Annotated in this window: 19 protein-coding genes; 3 read left to right on the forward strand and 16 right to left on the reverse strand. The window is 47.7% G+C overall.

Annotated elements, in window-relative coordinates:
• Positions 1 to 39: 39 nt before the first annotated feature.
• Entirely contained in the window at positions 40 to 546 is a 507-nt protein-coding gene (locus AB3N00_RS07495) for a YceD family protein (protein ID WP_413033989.1), read from the reverse strand.
• Between the two features lie 450 nt (positions 547 to 996).
• Between AB3N00_RS07495 and hmpA the strand changes: the two genes are divergently transcribed.
• Entirely contained in the window at positions 997 to 2,235 is a 1,239-nt protein-coding gene (gene hmpA, locus AB3N00_RS07500; RefSeq protein ID WP_413033990.1) for an NO-inducible flavohemoprotein, read from the forward strand.
• A 250-nt stretch (positions 2,236 to 2,485) separates the two neighbouring features.
• Entirely contained in the window at positions 2,486 to 3,718 is a 1,233-nt protein-coding gene (locus AB3N00_RS07505) for a nucleotidyltransferase (protein ID WP_413033991.1), read from the forward strand.
• Positions 3,719 to 3,849: 131 nt separating this feature from the next.
• Here the strand turns inward: AB3N00_RS07505 and AB3N00_RS07510 are convergent, their stop codons facing one another.
• Complete coding sequence (locus AB3N00_RS07510; protein WP_413033992.1) at positions 3,850 to 4,890, reverse strand: SepM family pheromone-processing serine protease; 1,041 nt, start codon at positions 4,888 to 4,890, stop codon at positions 3,850 to 3,852.
• A 206-nt stretch (positions 4,891 to 5,096) separates the two neighbouring features.
• On the opposite strand from AB3N00_RS07510, the gene AB3N00_RS07515 reads away from it, so the two are divergent.
• The gene (locus tag AB3N00_RS07515; protein WP_413033993.1) at positions 5,097 to 6,353 is read left to right on the forward strand and encodes a nucleoside recognition domain-containing protein; all 1,257 of its coding nucleotides are present in this window, start codon (positions 5,097 to 5,099) and stop codon (positions 6,351 to 6,353) included.
• Here the strand turns inward: AB3N00_RS07515 and coaD are convergent.
• The 14 genes from coaD to AB3N00_RS07585 form a co-directional block, all read right to left on the reverse strand.
• Positions 6,331 to 6,837 (reverse strand): pantetheine-phosphate adenylyltransferase, encoded by a 507-nt coding sequence (gene coaD, locus AB3N00_RS07520; RefSeq protein ID WP_175396157.1) that lies wholly within the window; start codon positions 6,835 to 6,837, stop codon positions 6,331 to 6,333. The two genes, AB3N00_RS07515 and coaD, sit on opposite strands and share 23 nt — an antisense overlap.
• Before the next feature lies 1 nt (position 6,838).
• Positions 6,839 to 7,447 (reverse strand): 16S rRNA (guanine(966)-N(2))-methyltransferase RsmD, encoded by a 609-nt coding sequence (gene rsmD, locus AB3N00_RS07525; protein ID WP_413033994.1) that lies wholly within the window; start codon positions 7,445 to 7,447, stop codon positions 6,839 to 6,841.
• Positions 7,448 to 7,886: 439 nt separating this feature from the next.
• Positions 7,887 to 8,177, reverse strand: a complete 291-nt coding sequence (locus AB3N00_RS07530) for a hypothetical protein (RefSeq protein ID WP_413033995.1) — start codon at positions 8,175 to 8,177, stop codon at positions 7,887 to 7,889.
• A 104-nt stretch (positions 8,178 to 8,281) separates the two neighbouring features.
• Positions 8,282 to 8,587 carry a hypothetical protein gene (locus AB3N00_RS07535; RefSeq protein ID WP_413033996.1) on the reverse strand — a complete coding sequence of 102 codons (306 nt, stop codon included), beginning with the start codon at positions 8,585 to 8,587 and terminating at the stop codon, positions 8,282 to 8,284.
• A gap of 155 nt (positions 8,588 to 8,742) precedes the next feature.
• Positions 8,743 to 11,796 (reverse strand): glycoside hydrolase family 2 TIM barrel-domain containing protein, encoded by a 3,054-nt coding sequence (locus AB3N00_RS07540; protein ID WP_413033997.1) that lies wholly within the window; start codon positions 11,794 to 11,796, stop codon positions 8,743 to 8,745.
• A 160-nt stretch (positions 11,797 to 11,956) separates the two neighbouring features.
• Positions 11,957 to 12,787: a carbohydrate ABC transporter permease gene (locus AB3N00_RS07545; RefSeq protein WP_175396109.1), complete on the reverse strand. Its 831-nt coding sequence runs from the start codon at positions 12,785 to 12,787 to the stop codon at positions 11,957 to 11,959.
• Positions 12,780 to 13,667: a carbohydrate ABC transporter permease gene (locus AB3N00_RS07550; protein ID WP_175396158.1), complete on the reverse strand. Its 888-nt coding sequence runs from the start codon at positions 13,665 to 13,667 to the stop codon at positions 12,780 to 12,782. Before AB3N00_RS07550 ends, AB3N00_RS07545 begins: the two co-directional genes overlap by 8 nt.
• Before the next feature lie 147 nt (positions 13,668 to 13,814).
• Positions 13,815 to 15,107, reverse strand: coding sequence for an ABC transporter substrate-binding protein (locus AB3N00_RS07555; protein WP_413035213.1), 1,293 nt, complete (start codon positions 15,105 to 15,107; stop codon positions 13,815 to 13,817).
• Between the two features lie 360 nt (positions 15,108 to 15,467).
• Complete coding sequence (locus AB3N00_RS07560) at positions 15,468 to 17,237, reverse strand: cache domain-containing sensor histidine kinase (RefSeq protein ID WP_413033998.1); 1,770 nt, start codon at positions 17,235 to 17,237, stop codon at positions 15,468 to 15,470.
• 18 nt (positions 17,238 to 17,255) lie between these two features.
• Positions 17,256 to 18,785, reverse strand: a complete 1,530-nt coding sequence (locus AB3N00_RS07565) for a response regulator transcription factor (RefSeq protein ID WP_413033999.1) — start codon at positions 18,783 to 18,785, stop codon at positions 17,256 to 17,258.
• Positions 18,786 to 19,138: 353 nt separating this feature from the next.
• A complete protein-coding gene (locus AB3N00_RS07570; RefSeq protein ID WP_413034000.1) occupies positions 19,139 to 20,035 on the reverse strand; it encodes an SMP-30/gluconolactonase/LRE family protein in 897 nt (298 codons plus the stop codon).
• A gap of 14 nt (positions 20,036 to 20,049) precedes the next feature.
• On the reverse strand, positions 20,050 to 20,712 hold the full coding sequence (locus AB3N00_RS07575) for an SGNH/GDSL hydrolase family protein (protein ID WP_413034001.1): 663 nt from the start codon (positions 20,710 to 20,712) through the stop codon (positions 20,050 to 20,052).
• Between the two features lie 47 nt (positions 20,713 to 20,759).
• Complete coding sequence (locus AB3N00_RS07580; protein ID WP_413034002.1) at positions 20,760 to 21,548, reverse strand: alpha/beta hydrolase; 789 nt, start codon at positions 21,546 to 21,548, stop codon at positions 20,760 to 20,762.
• A gap of 197 nt (positions 21,549 to 21,745) precedes the next feature.
• Positions 21,746 to 22,582, reverse strand: coding sequence for an AraC family transcriptional regulator (locus tag AB3N00_RS07585; RefSeq protein ID WP_413034003.1), 837 nt, complete (start codon positions 22,580 to 22,582; stop codon positions 21,746 to 21,748).
• Positions 22,583 to 22,713: the final 131 nt, after the last annotated feature.

Raw genomic sequence — 22,713 nt, forward strand, 5'->3', positions numbered from 1 at the left:
CCTTTGCAGGTAGTTGTTACACTAGATTTTCATTTATGCTCATTTAAAAAAATCCTTGAGCCCTGCAAGCCGCGGGTCGATAACTTCGTTATCACAACCGCAGTCACCCTCGTTCAGCTCATGGCCACACTTAGGACACAGCCCTTTGCATGTATCGCTGCATAGCGGTATAAACGGCAGGTGCAGCAGAAAAGCTTCCTCGGCATATAGCTTCAGATCAATGTCCTCTCCATCCACATAGACAGTGTCATCATCTTCAGGCAAGTCCTCCGGCTGTTCTCCCTGCTTGAATTGCTCATGAAAATCAATATGAAGATGTTCACTAATCGGCTTGAGACAACGTGAGCACAACATGTCCACTCCTGCTGTCACTTTGCCATGAACATCCACCACGCCCCCCGTTGCTTGTTCTGCAAATAAATCCGCAGTCAGCGGGGTAACGGCTGTGATATCTTGTCGGTTAGAAATCAGTTCCTTGATATCCCACTGTTCATTGAACTGCAGGGGCCGGTCACTGATAGCCACTTTGCGAAATGGCAATAACATTTCCCATCACTCCAAACGAAACCAATTTCATAATTCATGTCAAATGCATTACGGCAGTTATACAGATCAAGTCTGATGGTTGTGCACTTCATATCTTGACTGTATGTATTCTGACGCTTCATCGTTAAAAGTATTATGAAATTGACTTAACAAACAAAAATCATTATACCGATTTTCCAAGACGTTTGTCAACACTTTTAACTTTACACCCTTTTTGAAAAGAAAGATACCCGGACGAAAAAATCTTCCCTCCGCATTATAAACTTTCTTTCTGACATACGACAAGTTATTCGTTCCGAATGGCGTTTTCGGACACATTACTTTAATTATTAGTGTGATGTAGATCACACGAACCCTTTTTTACCCTACCTATACTTGTCATATGCCGGTACGGCAGAAGGACGGCGCAGGTTATCCAACTAGTCAATCCATTTATGGGAGGAAATATCCATGTTAAGCGAAAATACAATTAAAGTAATCAAATCTACAGTACCTGTACTTGAAGTCCATGGTGAAGCCATTACAAGTCATTTCTATAAAACGATGTTTACACATCACCCCGAACTGCTGAATATTTTTAATCACGCCAACCAGAAACAGGGACGTCAGCAGGCCGCACTGGCCAATATGGTTTACGCTGCCGCCCTGCATATCGACAATCTTGCCGCGGTTCTGCCTGCCGTCCGGCAGGTCGCTCACAAACATCGGAGTCTAGGCATTGCCCCCGAGCAATACGAGATCGTTGGCACTTATTTGCTGAAAGCCATCAAAGATGTGCTTGGCGATGCTGCGACCGACGAGATTATAGCATCGTGGGCTGAAGCCTACGGTGTCATTGCGAGTGTTTTTATCGATATGGAAAAGGATCTGTACGAAGCGACCGAAAGCCAAAGCGGTGGCTGGGAGGGTTTCCGTTTCTTCCGTGTTGCGAAAAAAATAAAGGAAAGCGAAATGATTACTTCCTTTTATTTGGTGCCAACGGACAGCAAACCTATAGCCACGTACCAACCCGGGCAATTTATTAGCCTCCGGATGAAACCTGAAGGAAGTACCTACACCCAGATTCGACAATACAGCCTCTCCGATGCCCCAGGAAAGCCTTATTACCGTATTTCGGTTAAACGTGAGGGTGCGCTGGCTGATCGGCCGGATGGAGTTATATCGACCTATCTGCATGATCATATTGCGGAAGGGGATTTGGTCGAGCTGTCTGCTCCTGCGGGTGACTTCACACTCAAAACGGAAGATTCACGCAATGTAGTGTTATTAAGTGGTGGCGTTGGACTCACGCCGATGATCAGCATGTTGAACACCCTTGTCGCCAGCCCTGCCCAACGTCATATTACGTTTATTCATGCGGCCCTAAATGGTGGAACCCACGCTTTCCGTGATCATGTAAGTACATTGACAGAACAACATGAGGGTATACAGACATTTTATTGTTATACGCAGCCTACTCCAGATGATCGCGCAAAATCACGTTTTCACAAAGAGGGTTACATTGATGCAGCATGGCTGTCACAGATTATCCGTCAACCGCATGACTCCAATTATTACCTTACCGGTCCCATTCCCTTCATGCAGGCTGCTTATGCGGCTTTATGTGAGATCGGCGTTTCACCTGAGTTTATTCATTATGAGTTCTTTGGCCCCAAAACAAACCTGATTCCTGTAGCGGAAGGCATTTAATTTTACTCGAAGCAAATGATGAAGGATCAACAGAAGTCCACTCAAAGGCACTATGCGTATTCATTGAATGCGACATGGTGCCTTTTTTGGCAGCTTCTTATCCTTACTCATTTGAATATGGATGCCCCTATCCCCTATTATTGAACAAGACCCGCTGCTTGACGGAGCAGCAATTATGACAGCCGTCTATCCGGTATACATACCAGAAAGCATTGTAGAAACTTTCTTTTAAGGAAAGGAGCACCTGCTGATGAAAGCCGTTGGTGTCATTGTTGAATATAACCCTCTGCATAACGGACATGTCTATCACTTGAGTAAGGCCAGGCGGCTTAGCGGAGCAGACGCCGTTGTGGCCGTAATGAGCGGCCCTTTTCTCCAACGCGGGGAACCCGCCATTGTGGGTAAAAGGGCTCGCACTGAGATGGCACTGCATGCAGGCGCCGATCTGGTCATTGAGCTGCCGGTTGCTTATGCTGTACAACCGGCGGAATGGTTTGCCTTCGGTGCGGTCTCGCTGCTGCACCGCACCGGGGTCGTGGACTCGCTCTGCTTCGGCAGCGAGTCCGGCGACCTGGACAGCCTGCAGCGCATTGCGCGCGTGCTGGCTGTGGAGCCCGCAGGGCTGCGCGAGGACATCGCGCGCCGCCTGCGGGAGGGCGCCAGCTACCCCGCCGCGTACGCAGGCGCGGCGGCGGCGCTGGCGCCCGGCGGCGTCGATGCTGATGCCGCCGCTGCACTGCTGGGGCAGCCCAACAATTCGCTTGGGCTGCACTACCTGATCGCGCTGGAACGACTGGGCAGCGCGATCCAGCCCTTGACGACGGCACGCACAGGTGCCGCGTATCATGAGGCGACGCCCGGACCGGGGGCGATCGCCAGTGCAACCGCCGTCCGCCGCCTGCTGATGGCGGACGGGCCCCAAGCCGCCGCGCCGTACGTGCCGGCGGCAACTCTTGCCATTCTGCAGCGTGAATGGCAAGCAAAACGCGCTCCCGTGCACTGGGAGCGCTTTGCTCAGCCGCTGCTGCACATTGCGGCGACCCACCGTGCCTTCGAGCTGGCAAATATCGCCGAAGTCACGGAAGGACTTGAGCATCGGCTGATCCGCACTCTTGCTCAGCTCCCGGAACCATCAGTCGAAGCATTGCTAAACGCACTTAAGACCAGACGGTACACACGAACCAAGCTGCAGCGCATGTTGACCCATGTTCTGCTTCATCATGCCAAGGCAGAACTCTCAGCGGAGCAACTAGCCGAAGGCCCGGGCTATCTCCGTGTCCTTGGATTTAGTGCACAAGGCCAAGGTCTGTTGAAACACATGAAAACTGTCTCATCCCTGCCTGTAGTGCTGAAACCGTCCAACTTCACACACAACCAGCTGGAACTTGATGTACAGGCACAGGCAGCCTATGCCCTTGCTTATGAACAGAGGGACACACGAACCATGTATAGCGACTATTATGAGCCGCCTGTCCGGTGCTAAGCTTATATGGCCCCTATCTATAATCGTTACACTAAAAACCCCCTATGTCGTGTCGTTTATTCAAACGACCGGCATAGGGGGGTTCATTTTCTTTACTCGGACTTCGTATATCCAAATTTTCAATACAACCTTTATGATTTGGCAGACAATGTTTTTAGATATGCCAGGGCATCATCCACCGTACTCACAGGAACCAGTTTCATCTTGGTGCCGATCTGCTCCGCTTTGGCTTCCGCTTCCTTGTAATTCTGTTTTGGAACAAAGAAAATCTCTGCGTCTTTGCGGTCCGCAGCCACGATTTTGTGCACCACGCCACCAATCGCGCCGACCACACCTTCCTTGGTGATGGTTCCCGTTCCGGCAATTCGGTGACCTTGAGTCAGATCTCCGGGAGTAAGCTGATTATAAATCTCCAGTGTAAACATCAGTCCGGCCGAAGGACCACCTACCTGCGTATCCGTGAAGGTAATCTGTTTATTCGGATCCTCGGGCTTCACTTTCTGAACGGCTCCGATCATCACACCCAAACCAGGCCTGGTTTCACCTGTTTTGCTATCTTTTACCTCGATCAGCTTCACTTCACGGCTAATGGTTTCGCCTCCGCGTTCCAATTGCATTTCTACCGTATCTCCCACTTTTTTATCCTTCAGCTGGGCAGATAATACGGTATTGTCCGGTGTAGCTGTTCCGTTCACACCCAAGATAATGTCGCCAGGGACGATGTCTCCCTGCGGTTTCGGGTCCTCTGATAAACCAAACACAAAAATATGTTCGGGAACAATGGAATACTTCACACCCGCCTGCTCATAAGCCGCTTCCATGGCGGAGGATTGCGAATCGCTCATAAACCACACCTGTTCGGCAGAATACTCTGCTTCGCTTTTCCCTTGCAGCCGATCTTCTTTTTTGTCAATTTGAGTATTCCGATTAAACAAGGACGTTCCAAGCAAAAACACATTGGCATACGTTGCCGACACTGTCGTCATCATGAATACACCGCGTTCCTCCTGGTCGCCATCCTTTACCGTGACCATCGGTTTTACTTCATCAGCACTGCCAGGCATATAAATGATATACGGCGTTGGCATGTAGACTGCAACATAGACAACCAGAGCCACCACGATCACAAAGATCGAAGCTCTGAAGCCGCCAGATTTTCGAATCCGATTCATCGCATGAGCCCCCGTTCTTTGCGTTTATTCCATATTTATAAGTCTAACACCCTCATTCTCCAGCATACAATGGTACAGGCCGGATAGGCCGCTGTATTCAGTCGCTTGTCCGGTCAAGGCCGAACCGTCCACGGACGTCATTCGGCCGTCCAGTTCGACTACGAAGCAGCCGAAAAAATCGGCGCTATTCCATATGAGGTGAAACGATGTCAATGCAGACTGAGGTTACAGGCTCCAACCCGATGCGAACGGTACTGCTAAGTGCCGGCGCTTTATTACTGGTCGTCGCTGTAGTTGTATCTCCAAAGGATGCATTCGATGCCTCAATTCAGGGATTGGACATCTGGTGGAAAATTATTTTCCCGGCGATGCTTCCGTTTCTAATGTTGTCGCAAATGCTGACTGCATTTGGTTTTACGGACGCTCTCGGCGTCTTGCTGGGACCGTTAATGCAGCGGTGGTTTCGCCTCCCCGGCCAAGCTGGACTGGCCATTGCTGTTGGCATGTGCGGCGGATTTCCTGCAGGGGCCGACACCGCAGCCCGTTTGGTTCAGGATCGACAAATAACCGGCAAACAAGCAATTGTTCTGGTCGCTGCAGCTCATTTCGCCAATCCGATGATGATCATCCTGGTCTTGGGTGCCGCTTTTCTTCACCTGCCTGCTGCCGGATACTTCCTGCTTATGGTTCACTGGATCAGCGGCTGGATTGCCGCAATGATTGCCATTCGGCTCGTCCCCGGTCATCGGAAGGGGGACGCCGCACTTCACCATCCAAAGACCAATCAGCGCCATGGGCTCTGGTTTCAAATGATGACCGCAGCCAGAGAAGCCCAGGCCCGTGATGGACGTGGATTCGGCAAATTGTTGGGTGACACGGTATCCCATGCCGTGCAAACACTAATGATGACCGGAGGTTACATGATTGGTTTTGCCGTGTTTATACGACTGCTAGGTCTATACCTAACGCCCGGTACTTCAGTAGCCTTGTGGCCTGCTGTTTTGGAGCTTCATTTGGGCACATACCATTTAAGCCAAACCACATGGGCACCCGTGATCATCATCTCCCTGATTGCCGCTGTTCTTGGCTGGGGCGGGTTGTGCTCGCATTTGCAGGTTTCAGCTGTTCTGAAATCGGCCGGGATTGCTGCCAAGACCATGATCTATTTTGCAGGTGTCCGGTTAATTCATGCATTGATTGCCTTTTCCCTGAGCGTCTTCCTCTGGGCACCCTTTAGCCGCTACAGCACAGAAGTGTTGAACACGTTCTGGCCCTTTAGGAACACGGATGTGATAACTCCAACCCTGCTGCCGATACAATCCCAGCTTGATGGGAACCACGCTTCAGTGGAGACTCTGTGGAGCAGCTTCCCGGCAGTCTGCATCGGACTTGCCATGATTGTTGCCGTTATGATCAGCCTGTCCGGCCTGACTTTCTGGTTTAACCGCCGGTTTTCTCGCTGATTTTCCGGCGAAGTGCAGTTTCCACCTCAGGAGACACCAGATCCGTCACATCCCCATGATAATGGGCAATTTCCTTGACGATACTGGAACTCAAATACGAATATTTGGGATTGGTCATCATAAAAATCGTTTCCGCATCCGGATTCAGCTTGCTGTTGGTGGAAGCGAGCTGCAGCTCATACTCAAAATCCGTCACGGAACGTATGCCGCGTACGATGACTTGAGCTTCCTTTTGCCGAACATAATTGGCTGTCAGATCACGGAAACTATCCACTTCCACATTAGGCAGATGACTTGTTACTTCCGTGATGAGAGCCTTTCTTTCTTCCACCGTAAACAGTGGATTTTTACTCATATTATTCAATACAGCCACGATGACGCGATCAAATTGCTTGGATGCTCTGGCGATAATGTCTAGATGGCCCATCGTTACGGGATCAAAACTTCCCGGGTATACGGCAATCCGTTCCTGCCTGTGTATCATTTCAGTCATGAGGAGCCTCCTCTTCTGCTATGCTGGTTTCTCCATCTTCCGCTGTACCGGATACATATTCATAGATGGATACAGCCGTCTCCCCATACACAGCCTTGCGCGTTTGTTCAAACGGGCCAAATTGCTCAGGGTAACTATATTTGGATTCATATTCAAGCACGATCGTCGCTTCCGGTTCAAGCAGTTCCAGTTCATGCATGGTTAGCATCAACTCATCCCCGTTTTTCATCCGGTAAGGCGGATCAAGGAACACCAGATCAAATCGTGTGGTTCGCTTGGCAAGTGCCTTTAATGCACGACCTGCATCATTACGATATATGGCTGCCTGATCCTCCAGCTTGGTCGCTTTCAGATTGGCACGAATCACTTCAATACTTTTGGATTCCAAATCAACAAAAACAGCCTTGTCCATGCCGCGGCTCAGCGCCTCAATCCCGAGACCACCACTACCCGCAAACAAATCCAATGCTGTGCCGCCCTCAAAATAAGGGCCAATCATGCTAAACAGCGCTTCCTTCACCTTGTCGGTGGTCGGACGTGTTCCATTGCCAGGAACAGCCTTCAGCGGTCTGCCTTTCGCACTCCCAGATACCACTCTCACTGATGAGTCACCTTTTCTCTCTATGTAAGTTTATTGATACAGCTATCGTACCACACTCCGGTTCAGTTTGAAAAATAGTCTGCCCCCATCCATTTCAAAAAATTGTTGATCCATTATTAATGTATATGTATAAAAAGGAAACATTCCGGCCATTCTATAATTATCGACATCACAAGTGTCGTAGACAACCGCGGAGAAGACTTACGTTTCCCCATAAGCTCTTCGTCCGGTTTCTCCTCTCCCATGAAAAATAGGCCCTCGAAAGAGGGCCTGTTTTTATTTGCTTTCAAATATGTATGGAAATCATTAGTTAAGACGGTATGCTTTCCTCAATAAGGTGTTATGGCTTCTTCCACTTCAACATCTGTTTGCGGCTCCAACCAGCCGATTTCTTTGAGCCAAACTTCCATGTCATTCAGAAACCTCCATGATGTTCCGGCTATTCATGGTTCTCCATCTCCCGGTATTTCCGATTGGAGCGCCGCAAGTTAACCATGGAGAACAACAGAAGAACTATCGGTAAGAATAAATTCCAATTCTGCTTGATAATCATCACAATACTGAAGAACACAATCGCGAGCCAAACCAGTATTTCAATAGCCTCAACCTTGGTTAGCGTATGCTTAAATGCTTTTTTGGAGATGAGACGAATGAGGTAATACATGAGCACAGCATAGAACACACCCATACCCAGAATTGCAACTAAAGCAATTAACATTTCAATGAACATGCCCCTCTCACCTCCAAATTTGTTTGCCTTAAGTTCCTTCATTTTACCATATAAGAAAAAGAGTCTATCATCTTAGACTCCAAGAAATATTTTTCGTTTTCATGTTATTTCTCTTCCGTAATAACCGTTGCGTTGTAGATCACAACACGTCTCCCATTCAGATCAAATAGAACTTTATTGCCATATTCTGTGTCCTGCACATCAATTTTCCCTTCATACGTCTGAATCAGTTCACCGGAGTCACTGTACACCTTAACCACGCGTTCCAGACCACCGGAATTGTTGGATCTCATCGTTTTCAGCGCCCGCTCACCCGAAGCCGTATTAAAATACCAGATGAAACACCCAACAATAATGCCCAGTACAGCCAGTACGCTAACCCACACACCCGCTTTTGCTTTTCTGCTCATAATGTTGCCCCTCCTTTGTTCCATGTTCCGTACAGTACGAAATAGCTTCGATAGCGGTTTCATGGAATTACTCTTGCGCGTCCATTTCTCCAAAGCAAAACAGAGGTCATCCGATACACGGAGACCCCTGTTCTACATTTATTAGGATGCGACTTTTACAGTGCACGAATGACAAATTCGAATTCGAGTTCGCCGTCCGAGGCAATGCGATATTCCGGATGAACCGGGGCACCCCAGCTATCGTCACCCCCAACGCCCATCTGTTTGCCTGCTACCGTAACCACCGTGTAATGTACTGGCGGCAGCTCGTATGCATGCTGTGCGTTCTCCAGTTCGAAGGCCGTATACGGAGATACATTCAACTCAACCGGAGCTCCTGAAGCCTCGATTTTAAAGCCGCGTCCTGCATCATCCGTCAGTTTTGCCCAGCGTACTCCCGTACGGTTACCCGATTCCTGTGGCACCAGATATGGTGCAACGGTATCAGCCACTTTGCTGCCGTGGATCCCCAGACGTGCACCAAATGCACGATCCGCATAGTTTTCTTCAGGTCCCATCGCCAGCCATTCCACGTTACCGAATTCCGGTGACGTCTTGAAGGACAGGGCATGAATCGGAAGATTTGGCAATCCAGCCGTTCCTCTGTAGGCGTTATGAACATGCACGCTTCCATCCGCACGTACAGTATAAGCCACTTTCACCTGCACCTCTGCCGAGATATTGAGCTTGTACGTGAATTCGATTCGATATTGATCCGGTTTCTGTTCCGCCTTCCATTCCACACATCTTGGCAGCAGACTAGCCGCATACCATGCACCAAGTTCGAAGCCCATGGCTGTCCCTTTATCGTTATCTGTCGTTGCCCGCCAGAATAAAGGTGCCGGCGGCTGAGCAATCGTCTCCAGGCCCGATAGTTTGAGTGATACCAACGTTCCGAAGGCTTTGGAGAATAGAACATGGGTATGACCTACACGCACACCAATATTCACGTCTCCTTCAACCACTTGAATCTCATTTGTGAGATTCGGATCTCTCACTACCGCTTCAGTTGAATTGACCTGGTCTTGCTTGAAAATAAACTGACCAAACGCCACTTCTTCACCTTTATCCGCCCACAGCGTAGCCGCTTTTAGCACAAACGCAGTATTGACTGCATATTCGCCGCCAGCCAGGGATACTGCATCCAGTGGAAGTTTAACAACCTTCTCACTTTGAGCAGGCACATTTACTTCCAACATTCCGCGCAGTACTTCATGGCCCTCGTGTTCCAGGCTGTATACCAATTCCAATGCAGATGTATCTGCGAACAAATTGCTGTTGACGATTTTTACCCCTTCACGATCCGGGAACAGCTTGATATTTTGGTACAGGAATTTCACTTCCTGCATTTTGGCGGTTACCTTGCGATCCGCATGCACGATGCCGTTTCCACAGAACGAATAGTCTGAAGGACGGTCTCCGAAATCTCCCCCGTACGCAAGGAACTCCTTGCCATAACGATCTTTCTTGTAAATGGATTGATCGATGTAATCCCAGATGAATCCGCCCTGATACATCGGGTACTTGTCTTCCAGTTCCGTATATTTGTGCATGCCACCGATGGAGTTCCCCATGGCGTGCATGTATTCACAGCTGATATACGGTTTCTCCGGATCAGCATTCAGGAATTCCTCAATGTCAGCCGGCTTGGCATACATACGGGATTCCATATCACTCGTCTCGTTGAAGCGACGGTCATGGAATACCCCTTCATAGTGAACGAGTCGTGTAGGATCGTATGTTTTGAAATACTGCGACACTTTATAGATCACTTCGCCACCATGGGATTCATTACCACACGACCAAATCAGAATGGAAGGATGGTTTTTATCCCGTTCCACCATGGATACCGCACGATCCATGACGATATCATGCCATTCCGGACGATCGCCCGGGATAACCCAAGAAGGTTCAACAGCACCAAGCTTTTGCCAGGAACCATGGGTTTCCAGGTTCATCTCATCAATGACGTATAATCCATACTCGTCACACAATTCATACCACAGGCTTTGGTTCGGATAATGTGACGTACGAACCGCATTCATATTGTTCTGTTTAATGGTGCGTACATCCCAGAGCATGTCCTCTTTCGTAATGGCACGACCCCGACGCGGGTTGAACTCGTGACGATTGACTCCTTTGAATACAATGCGTTTTCCGTTAATATGCATCACTTTATCGATCATTTCAAACTTGCGGAAACCAACGGCCTGAGGCACCACTTCCACCAATTCTCCTGCCGCGTCATATACACGGATATAGAGACGGTACAAATATGGAATCTCTGCACTCCACAGATGGACTTTGCCGATTTCCTCACTGATATTCACCAGACTATCGCTAACCTCTGATCCAAAAGTTTTTACCGTTGTTCCTTCGGCATCGCGCAGCTCGGCTTCCACTCGTGCTCCGGCCAATGCTTTACCTTCCAATTTCAGTTCCAAATTCAGCGTACCGTTTGTATAGGACTTGTCCAGATCCGTTACGACCCGTACGTCCCGGATATGCGCTGCGGGTACCGTATATAAATATACGTCTCTGAAAATGCCGGAGAAACGCCAGAAATCCTGATCTTCCAACCAGCTGCCTGTGCTGCGTTGATATACTTCCACAGCCAGTTTATTCTCTCCATCCTGAAGAAACGGAGTCAGATCGAAGTCCGATGGCGTGAAGCTATCTTCCCCGTATCCGACAAATTGTCCATTAAGCCATACATAGAATGCCGATTCTACCCCCTGAAAGGAGATATATACCGGACTGTTCTGCCAACCTGAAGGCAAATGGAACGTACGAATGTAGCTACCTACTGCGTTTTTGTCCTCTGGCAGTGCCGGAGGACGCAGTTCATTCAGTCCATCCCAAGGGTATTGGGTATTTACATATTGGATCTGGCCGTATCCCTGAAGCTGGATGTGCCCGGGAACTTCAATGTCATCCCAGCCTTCACTGGAGAAATCCGCTTTGTAGAACAGTTCTGGTCTGCAATCGGGGCGGACCGCGTAATTGAATTTCCAGGTTCCGTTCAGGTCGTAACGCATCTTCATGGTACCCGAAGCCTGCGCCTCCTCCATAGTATGGTAATAACGATGATCCGAGTAAGCGTTTAAACGATTAACCTCAAAAACGCTTACATCTCCCAACCAGTTGATATCTGCTTGTGTTGCTTTCATCGGCTCTCTCTCCCTCTAGTACGAATGTATAGTATGAATTATTCAAGATCCAATCCCTATTTCCTCTTCCATAAACAAACAGAAAGACAGAGGGACCCCATTGCTGGTGTCCTCCTCTCTCTTTCCACATCAGTCTTTTCAGATGACATCCACTATTCCATTATTTCACAGAACCAACCATACCAGCGACAAAGTGCTTCTGCATAATGAAGAACACTAATGCGGTTGGCAGTGTAGCAATAACAATCGCTGTCATGATTACCCCATAATCAGGTGAGTAACTTGAACCCAGGTTGGAGATCAACAGAGGAATCGTCTGTTGGTCCGGTGTCTGCAGCACAACGAGTGGCCACAGGTAGTTGTTCCAGCTGCTCATGAATGTAATGATCGCAGCAGCCGCATATGTTGTTTTCATTGTAGGCATGTAGATTTTCAGGAAGATGCCCAGCTCGCTCAGACCATCAATCCGGCCTGCTTCAAGCATCTCTTTCGGGAACATTTTGGTGTTCTGACGGAAGAAGAAGATCAGGAACGCAGTCGTAATGGTTGGCAGAATGACTGCAGCCATCGTGTTAATACCGATAAATGGTGCAAAACCGGAGATCGTCGCAAACATCCGATAAAGTGGAACCATCAATGCTGCGAACGGAATCATCATGGAAAGCAATAGAATGTTGAAGACGATATCACGGGATTTTGTACGATACACTTCAAATCCGTAACCTGCCATGGAACCAATCAACAGGGCAAGCACGGTAGAAATAATGGAAACAATCGCCGAGTTCCCCAGTGCCTGTACCAGGTTCGTCGTATCCAGCAATTTGTTAAAGTTATCAAGGAATACCGAACCAGGAAGCAGTCTGCCTTTGGTTACGTCTACCGAAGCATTCGTCGAGCTCACCAGCATCCAGAAGAACGGGAAGATGGATATGAAGGCCACGATGGATAGGAACACATAGGTAAAGATCCGTTTTACTTTGTTCTTAGCCATTTTTCTCACCTGCCACTTTAAACTGGATGATGGACAATACGATAATCATCAGCACGATGGAATACGAAACGGTTGCCGCATATCCAAAGTCCGGTGAATACTTGAACGAAAGGTTATAGATGTATTGCGAGATAGACATCGTTGCATTACCTGGTCCACCTTTGGTGATGTTCATAATCTCATCGAATATTTGGAGTGTACCAATCGTCGAAGTAATGGATGTGAACAAGATAATCGGTTTGAGCAATGGTACGGTAATTTTGAAAAATTGAGTAAATGCATTCGCACCATCAATTCGTGCGGCTTCATAGATGGATTGATCAATATTCTGCAGGGAAGACAGATAGAAGATCATGTTATATCCGGTCCAACGCCAAGTAACGGCGATTATGATCGTAATTTTAGCCCAGAACGGGTCGGTAATCCATTGAATCGGTTCGGCAATCACATGCAGATTCATCAGGAACTGATTGACCATTCCATCTGCAGAGAACAAGTATTTAAATACGACCGAGTATGCAACCAGCGAGGTTACACAAGGTAAAAAGATTGCAGTACGGAAAAAGCTGCGGAAGCGCAGTGTGCTGTCATTCAATAAAACGGAAATAAACAATCCGAGAATGATCATGACGGGTACTTGAATGATCAGATACAAAAATGTATTCGATACGGCGGTACGGAACGTTGTATCGATGAACAACCTTTTATAGTTATCGAGCCCCGTAAATTCAAGATTGGCACCCACGCCAGACTTGAAAGATAAGAGCAGTGCCTGCAGCATTGGATAGAAGTAAAATGCAACGATCCCAACGACAGCGAGCAGAATAAAAGCCCATCCAGTCAAATTATTTTTCTTTTGGAGACTGTCTCCTGTACTCATGGCTTTCACAGTATGGCTCCTCTCTCTCCATGCAACATGGATAGAACCCATGGAGCCTTCCACCGATGTCCGGTCGGCTGTTTGCTTCGCCAGACGGTGGAACGGCTCCGATGCTTCCTTGGGTTCTATAAGTTACCGTGGATCATCTTAGTTTAATTGAGCTTCAGCTTGTTTTTGTGCATCAGCCAGAACATCGTCGATCGCTTTGCCGTTCAAGAAGTTTTGCATTTCAACAACCAGAATATCCTCGATTGCATATGTGTTGATACCGTAATTTACGCTTGGAATTTCTTCAGTCCATTTTGCAAAGTCTGCAAAGACTTTTTGTCCACCGAAGAACTCGTCAGCTTTGTCAAAAGCTTCGCCTTCAGTAGCTGGTTTGTATGTTCCGATTGCGCCGATACTATTCAACAGATCTTGATACAGTTGTTTGTCAGAACCAAATGTTTTACCCAGGAAATCTGCTGCTTCTTCTGCACCAGGAACGTTGTTCATTACATAAAACGAGCTGCCACCCAAGTTGGATGCATGTACGGAATTGGCTTGACCAGCCATTTTAGGAAGCGGAGCTACGGCCCATTGTCCGGACTGGGATGCTTCTTGACGAACCGATGGTGTAATCCAGTTTCCTGTAGGAATGGTAGATACGTCTCCGTTGTTAAACGCTGCCACGAATTGGCTCCAGTCAGAATTCAGTTTAACCACATTTGCATCCATCATTGCTTTGTAAGTTACAAATGCTTCTTTCAGTGCTGCATTGCCAGCCAGGTCAGGTGTTTTACCATCTTCCTTGGAGTACCAAGAACCTGCGGATTGAATCATCATACGGATCAGACCCAGGTCATTGGGATCGAGCGTAATCAGATCTTTGCCTGTTTTGGCTTTGACGTCTTTACCGATTTGGATGTAATCATCCCAAGTGATATCTTGCAGATCTTCAGCTTTGTAACCTGCTTGCTCCAGCAGATCTGTTCTGTAGTAGAGACCTGTTACACCAGAGTCAAATGGAACACCATATTGTTTGCCATCAAAAGCCGTTGGTCCCAATTTGTAATCTGCAAAATCAGAAGCCGTAAAATTGGAAGACAAATCTTTGAAAGCATCAGGATAAGCGTTCAGGAAGCTTTGTGAACGGTAATCTTCAATCAGTACGATGTTAGGAAGACCGTTGCTTGTTCCCGAGTTCAAACCTGTGTTGAGCTTTTGGATAATATCATTTTGCGCATATTCAACAATGTTGATTTTCAGATCAGGATGATCTTTTTGGTATGCTTCTTTTGCTGTATTCAATGCAGCAATGTTGAACGATGGGTCCCAAGCCCAGATCGTAATCTCATTGGATGCTTGCTCACCCTCGCTTGCCGTGTTGCCTCCTCCACCGGAAGAACATGCGGACAACAGCAGGACAGTAACGAGCATCAATACCCACATTTTTTTCAAATCATTCAACTCCCCTTCAACCTCTTTGTGTGTAATTTGTTTGCGTTTTCTGAAAGCGGTTGCTTTCGATGTAATCATCTTATCATTCCCAAATCGGCATTCGTTAGTAATAATTTTGTACGGATTTGTCATCTTATTGCCACAATGAAAACCTTTACAGAAACCGTTTGCATTAAATTTGGCTTTTTGTAATTCCTTTTGATTTTGGATTGTATTGAGCCAAATATTTTACCATTTAATAAAAACTAGGCTCCTTTCACAAAACAAAAAAAGCCTTTCTGAAGGAGGGCAACTCCACAGAAAGACTTAATGTATTGGTTGACGCTTATGGATTTCCGTCATGCATCTGATCGGTTTCTCTCAGCTTGTAATTAATGGGAGTGTAACGGTAACTCTCGTCCCTTCTCCCGGTGTACTCATGATCGTCACACCATAGGGCGCTCCGTACAACAGTTCAATCCGGTCATGCACATTGCGAATGCCAATGCCGCTGAACAGCTGCCGGTTGTTTTTCGGATTAGGCAGGGATTCCCCCATGGAAAACCCTTCAATGCCGTCCCCATTATCCATGATTTCGCAAATAAGCGATTCTCCTGCCCGTGAAACCAGAACATGAATCGTGCCTGTCTCTTTCCTGTTAAATGCGTGGAAGAAGGCATTCTCAATAAATGGCTGGATGACCAGTTTCGGGACATGGTAGTGATTACAATCGGGCGCGACATAGAAGGCAGCTTTAATGCGTCCTCCGTAACGGACATGATTAATGAAAACATAGTTCTTCAGATTCTCCACTTCCTGCTCTACCATGACCGTTTCACTTACATCGCTGATCGTATTCTGCAGCAGCGCAATTAAGGCGTTAATCGTCTCAGCTGCCCTGTCCTTGTTCCCTTGCTGTACCAGTACCTTCACCGAAGCCAGCGTATTATACAAGAAATGAGGATTGATCTGGCTTTGTAATGCTGCGAGCTCTGCATTGCGCTGTTCCCGCTGCGTTAATACAAGCTGGTCCACATAATCATGAAGTTCATCCAGCATGTAATTGTACGCATGACCAAGCTGCCGGCTCTCGTAACTTCCGCTGACCGGAATATAATTATCCAGATCACTTTTCGTAATATTGGACATTTGCTTCACGAGCCTGCGCAGCGATTTCGTAATCTGGTTGGTGATCAGAAACACCAGCACAAGGGCGCCTGCCACAATGGCTGCACAGATCAGAGCGATCGTTTTCATATCAAGCAATTGACCCATTGCCAGATCCTTGTCCACAACATTAATAATATAGAACCGGTAAAACGGCAAGTACTCTGACAGAACTACGCTGTCCTGCTCCATTACCTTGGCGTTAATTCCATTGCTGCTTTTAATACTCATTTGTCTCGCATAAGACAGCAGGTCCAGCTGCTTCGTACCAATCCATTCCTCCCGGTTGGAGGATACAATCTCGCCACCTTCATTCAGGATGACCACATCATTGCCCCTGCTTGTGAAGCTGCTGTAAAACTGACGGAACACATTCTCTCTCATGGTCACATAGAGCGTTCCGTAGATCCGGCTTTGGGTCCGGTCTGTCAGCGCTTTGGTAGCCGAGATCATCTGCTGGGTGCCCACGTCGGTATCGGTCCGGTAATCGTCAAAAATCAGTCGATTCGGTGTATCAACAGCTTCGATCGTAATCGGCAGTTCTTTCAATTCCTCTACCGACATCTTCAGATGGGATCGATCCGTAGAATAGGTGCGCCCGTTAATTCCACTAATCGTAATCCCTACCTCGTAGGATTCAGTAATGGATTGGATGCGGTCCATTGATTCTCTCATATTGTAATAGGACTTCGCCATCGTGAGGGAATCTCCCTCTCCTTCAGACAGATAGCCGCGAATCGCCCCGCTTTGGCTTACATTGTTGGAAACCGCTGCAATCGCATCATTAAAGGATTCAAAATTGGTTTTAATCTGGCTGAGCACCTTGGAGTTCGTGATGCTGAATGTCTCGGTAAACAGATTCGTCGACATGTGAATGGTGGTCCATAGAATAAGTACGGAAACGAGAATGATACTAATCACCATGACGAGAAACAGTTTGGGAAACAATCCGAGACGTGATAATCCGTTCATCCATTTCTTCATGAGATTTTCCTTCTGACTTTATGCCCAGAACTTCCGCCGATATCGGCTTGGTGACAGTCCGGTAAATTTTTTGAACACCTTGCAGAAATAGCTGTGGTCAGAATAACCCACCATACTGCTGATTTCGGAAATGGTAACATCATCCGATCGTAAGAGTTCCTCTGCCTTCTCAATGCGGATTTTATTCAAATATTCATTGAATCCTTCTTTTTTGTGTGAAGAGAAGTAACTGGATAAATACGATGGATTAAAATGAAAATGCTTGGCGACTTCAGCAAGACCGAGTGGCTGGTCATAATGCTCATGCATATATTCAAGCAGCATCTTCATATTCGGATCACTGCGTTTTCCTCCATCTCCGGCAGTGCATTCCTGAACCTCAAGCATAAACTGGTCCAGTACATTCATGACTTCACCCAGACTGGATGCCCCATCCACATTTTTGAAGTAAGTATACTTGCTCTCCTCGAGCGCCGAAGACTGTACATCCATATCAGCGAGCGTAATCGTTACGTTGAAGATCAGATTGCCCAGAAAGGATTTGATTTCAAACACATCCGCAATATAATCACGTCCGAGGGTGAGCGCATGCTCTCTCAGATAATCCCTCGCCGCTTCAGTGCGATTCCGTTTCACATGCTGCAAAAACATATTGACATTAAACTGGTAGCCAGCTGTATGCAGTGGCGGAAGTTCACTATAGACAAGTATGGAGCGGCCCTCATAATAAAAGCGATATTCCATTAACTTAATCAAATGATTCCGGTACACATCACCCATCTGGTTGAATGAAGTAAAGCTATCACTTAGAACCCAGCTGGGTCCAGTAATGCCGGCCTCATTTTCCAATGCCACCTGCTTGATCCGCCCGACCATCCAGTCATCTTTGGCAGGGTCTACATTCAGGAGAAATATAGGCAATTCACTCTCAGCCGGTACCATAGCGCATTCCACGTCGGCAAGGTAGCTTCGCAGCTTGTTTTCCATCTCATCCTTGTCCGCAATCGATTGTGTTCCGCATACGACCAGACGAAAGCAGTCATGTGGAAATGTGTCCCTGACCATAGCCATATCGTTTTCGTCTTCCAGCGCAAATCCGGATATCATCTTTTCCATGAACTGTCCGAGCTTCCAGCCTTCATGAGAAGGCTCGTATTGCAATTCGGGAATTTTTCCTGCGGTTCGCTGCAGCACCTGGAGCAGCTCGTTGGTATCCAGCTTTGGTTTCAAAATATAATCCGCGGCTCCGTGCTGGAGTGTAGAACGTACATATTCGAATTCACTGAAGCTGCTTAGTACAATGACCTCAATTTGTGGATGACTGGCTTTTAGCGTACGTACAAATGCTTCACCGTCCATAATCGGCATCACAATATCGGTAATGACGATGTCAGGCTTCAGCAAACGCACCTGTTCCAGCCCTTCTTCACCATTGGACGCTTCTCCGACAATCTGGAATCCTTCCGACTCCCAGTTCATATGATGCTTGATCCCTTGGCGTACCAGAAATTCATCGTCAACAATCAGCACCTTGCACAACCGGTTCATGATCGCGACCCCCTTGTCTCATCTTTCCTCTATGTCTCTACAGGTTATACTTTTTTTATATCGGATATAACGGCACCCCAGTGTTAGCGGTTACAACAATTTTAAAGTTTTGTACCTCTCTTTATATCCCATAATCATTGTTAAATCAATGGAAATTGAAAGCCAGCGTCTGCCCTAAATCAATCGACTCCCTCATTTTACACGATTACTCGACAAAAAAAGAAGCCATGGCCGCCCAGAATCATTCGGCGTACCAGGACTTCTCTTCTTATCTGACTTGTTATCCGGTCAAAGTTCAATTCTCTTCAAACGTATAAAGCCAGTCTGCGGTTGCATGACAGATCATGCCCGTATTAATTCGTTTTTGCCTGAGAGACCCTGCCATACGCATGGGTTTTCTGTCCCTTTACACCAGGTCTGATCACGAATACGGAGCCAGCGTTCGGGGTTTCTGCCAAACGTTCCTCACTGATGCCTGTTCGTGCTGTTGTAATATAGAGTTCCTCCAAATTAGGCCCGCCAAAACAGCATGAGGTGACCTGATCCGCAGGCACTTCAATCTGTTGAAGCAGTTCCCCGTTATGCGGATTCCATCGCGTCACTCTCCCACCTCCCCAATGGGCAACCCACAACATCCCTTCGCTGTCCACAGTCATTCCATCCGGAAAACCGAAATCCTCCGGTACTGAAATAACACTTGTCCGGTTCGAGATGTCACCTGCTTCTAGGTCAAAATTAAATCGGTCAATAGAGCGTGTAGGCGTGTCAATATAGTACATGGTTTGTTCATCGGGGCTCCAGCCTAATCCATTGGAGGTGGATACGTCCCGAAACATAGTACGGACAGGCTTGCCTTCCTCCAGGCAGTAGAATGAACCAGCTTTACTTTCGTTATTCATGCTCATTGTGCCTGCCCAGAACCGGCCAAGAGCGTCACACTTTCCATCATTGAAGCGATTCGTGTCCTTATCACTTTCAGGATCTTCAATCGCTTTCAATTCTCCTGTGAGCAAATGGTAGGTATGGAACCCGCTGCGGAGTGCAACCACCACTTCATCACCGCGATAAGGTACAACGGCACCCACGTGTTCACCTACATCGTAAGCCTGATCTCGTCCTGTTTCAGGATCATATACGTGCACCTTGTAGCTCTCAATATCCACCCATAACAGGCGATTGTGTTCAGCGTCCCAACTTGGGCCTTCTCCCAGCAGGGCCGGGGTATGTACTGCAATGTTGAGATTGCTCATCCGATCACATCCTTTTATGATTTGACGCCGCCTGACCATTCAAATCCGATGGCATCCAGGAATGCTTTGGACAGGATCATATGGCCTGTTGCATCTGGATGGACACGGTCATGAGTCAGGACAGACGTATAATAATGATCCCAGAACGGGGCAAAGGCAGCTTGGGTATCCACAAAGATGGCATCATACTCATTCGCTACTCTGCGAACAGCTTCTCCGTAGATGTCCATCGTTGCCCGCATGGGATCCTCGGCATTGGCTTCCAGGTAATATGGAGTCATTAGCACAAGCCCTTTCACATTTGGACGAACGGAAGCAACAAGCTCTCTCAGCGTTGTTTCGTACTCTTCCAAAAACACATGTGAATCCGCGGACAGCGGATGGTCGAACTGACGCCATACATCATTAATGCCGATCATTATCGATAACCAGTCAGGCTTCAGATCAATCACGTCACGGTCCCAGCGCTGCTTCAAATCGCGAATGGTATTTCCACTATTACCCACGTTTTGGATGCGCAGCATCAATTCCGGATAAATGGAACGTAAAAGTGCATATACTTGTGCAACGTAACCGTGTCCGAGTCCTGAGCTTCCTTCACCTACAGGGTGTTCACGACCGCAATCTGTGATGGAATCACCGATAAAGAGCAGCTTGTCATTTTTTTGCAGTTTCATAGTCTTCTTCTCCTTCGCCTTATAGCACATTTAAAGTGGGTAAACGGTTACCATCCTTGATTTTTAAGCCAGGTCAGACACAGATCCGACCATGGCCGCACAGCAGGATGATCTTCAGCAAGTCCCAGACCATGTGATCCTTTTTCAAACACGTGCAGGTCGTAAGGAATACCATGCGCACCCAGTGCAAGCGCGTAACGCAAACTGTTTTCGACCGGGACTGCCTGATCATCACTCGTATGCCAGATAAATGCCTCAGGTGCATCTGCCTTAACCTGCTGCTCTGCGCTGAAGGCTTTAATCTGTTCAGGGGTGGCATCCGGTCCAAGAAGATTTTCGCGTGAACCTGCATGTCCATACGATTCCATCGTTATGACCGGATAACAGAGAATCACCCGATCCGGGCGTGAGCTCTCACGTTCGATCGGATCCTCGTGATCCGGCTGCCCCGCATCATACAAGGTGCCAAGTGTGGCTGTAAGATGTCCGCCTGCCGAGAAGCCGAGCACTGCAATTTTGGAGGGCTGGATGCCAAATTCCTTGGCATGAGCACGCACATATCGAATGGCACGCTGACCGTCCGTTAATGGCGCAGGATGCTGATGTGGTGCAACCCGGTATTTCAACACAAATGCACTGATTCCCGCACGGTTAAGCAATTCCGCAATCGGTGCTCCTTCATGATCTGCAAGAAACCCGTAACCCCCGCCAGGACACACAATGACAGCGCTCTCGGAACCAGGCTGAATAAAGGGAATGAGGTGCGGCATTTCTTCCTCATGGCCTTGGGCCGCATAAGGTGCTGCATGATCCCATAATGGAATGGTTGTTGTCAATTTCTATCATCCTCTCTAAGTAGAACGGATACGATGTTCCGTTTGAGTTTTCCAATCTAAGGAATCGATATCATCATAACGGCAACTGCCCTCACGCATCAATACCTTCCTGGCATCACTTTTTGTTCAATTTGTCACAGATGTTAGCATAACAGAGCCGCAAACCTCGAACCAACGCAGCATTTAGCTACGCTCTACTATAAATATAACGTTCGAAATTGCTCAGGTGTTACCCCTTCGATTCGCCGAAATGTGGCCACAAAATGACTCGCATCCCGAAAACCGACACGCGCCGCCGTTTCCCTCACCGTCATCTTGCTGTCCCCGGTCATCCATTCTTTTGATTTGCGAATCCGCAGGAGAATGAAATAGCTGTAGGCCGTCATGCCAAACGATTGTTTGAACAGGGTATTTAAATGTCTTGGTGTGATTCCTGGTACGGCCGCCATCTGTTCAAGACCAATGTCTGGATCCGCGTAATGCTGATCCATAAATGCGATTAGCGGTGCCAGCCGTTCCACGGCATGCGAGATGGATGACCGGCTGCCGGTCATGCCATGTTTTTTGAGCAAGATCAAGAACCGGTACATATCTGCCGAAGCCTCCAAACCGGACAAGTCCTGGTCGCTGCTGATTGAACCCAGCACCTCCCTGCCGTAATTCTCCAACGGGCTCCCTGCTTCCCATTGATGAAGCGCTGCTTCACCCAGTCCCAGGGCCTCGGTAATGGCGGGACATTGTGACCCCCCAAACGTAATATAGAGCGTTTCCCACTCCCCTAGTGAAGGCACATATTCATGCGGTTCGTTCGGTGGCAGCAAAATCCCAGACCCTTCACTGAGGACTACGGTTAACCCGGCAAATCGAAACTCCCCCGCCCCTTTCACGGTCTGAAGCCAGTGATAACAAGGATATCCTGCAGGCCTGAACACATTCTCCTGATTGCCGTTGTAACCAATGCTCTCGATGTACAGCGGAAGTGGCTCTTCGCGCGGAGTCATGAAGTATCGACGATGCTTCGGTGAGATTAACATGGTATTCTCCTCTCGGTGTATGAATGTTCTGCCATTGGACCACGTTTATTCATTTCCATATTCTTATATGGATCATTACTTTTCTTATATTTTAAAAGCTATATGAATCATATAATATACAATTATTCTTA

The organism is Paenibacillus xylanilyticus, assembly GCF_047246825.1.
Taxonomy (GTDB): domain Bacteria; phylum Bacillota; class Bacilli; order Paenibacillales; family Paenibacillaceae; genus Paenibacillus; species Paenibacillus xylanilyticus_B.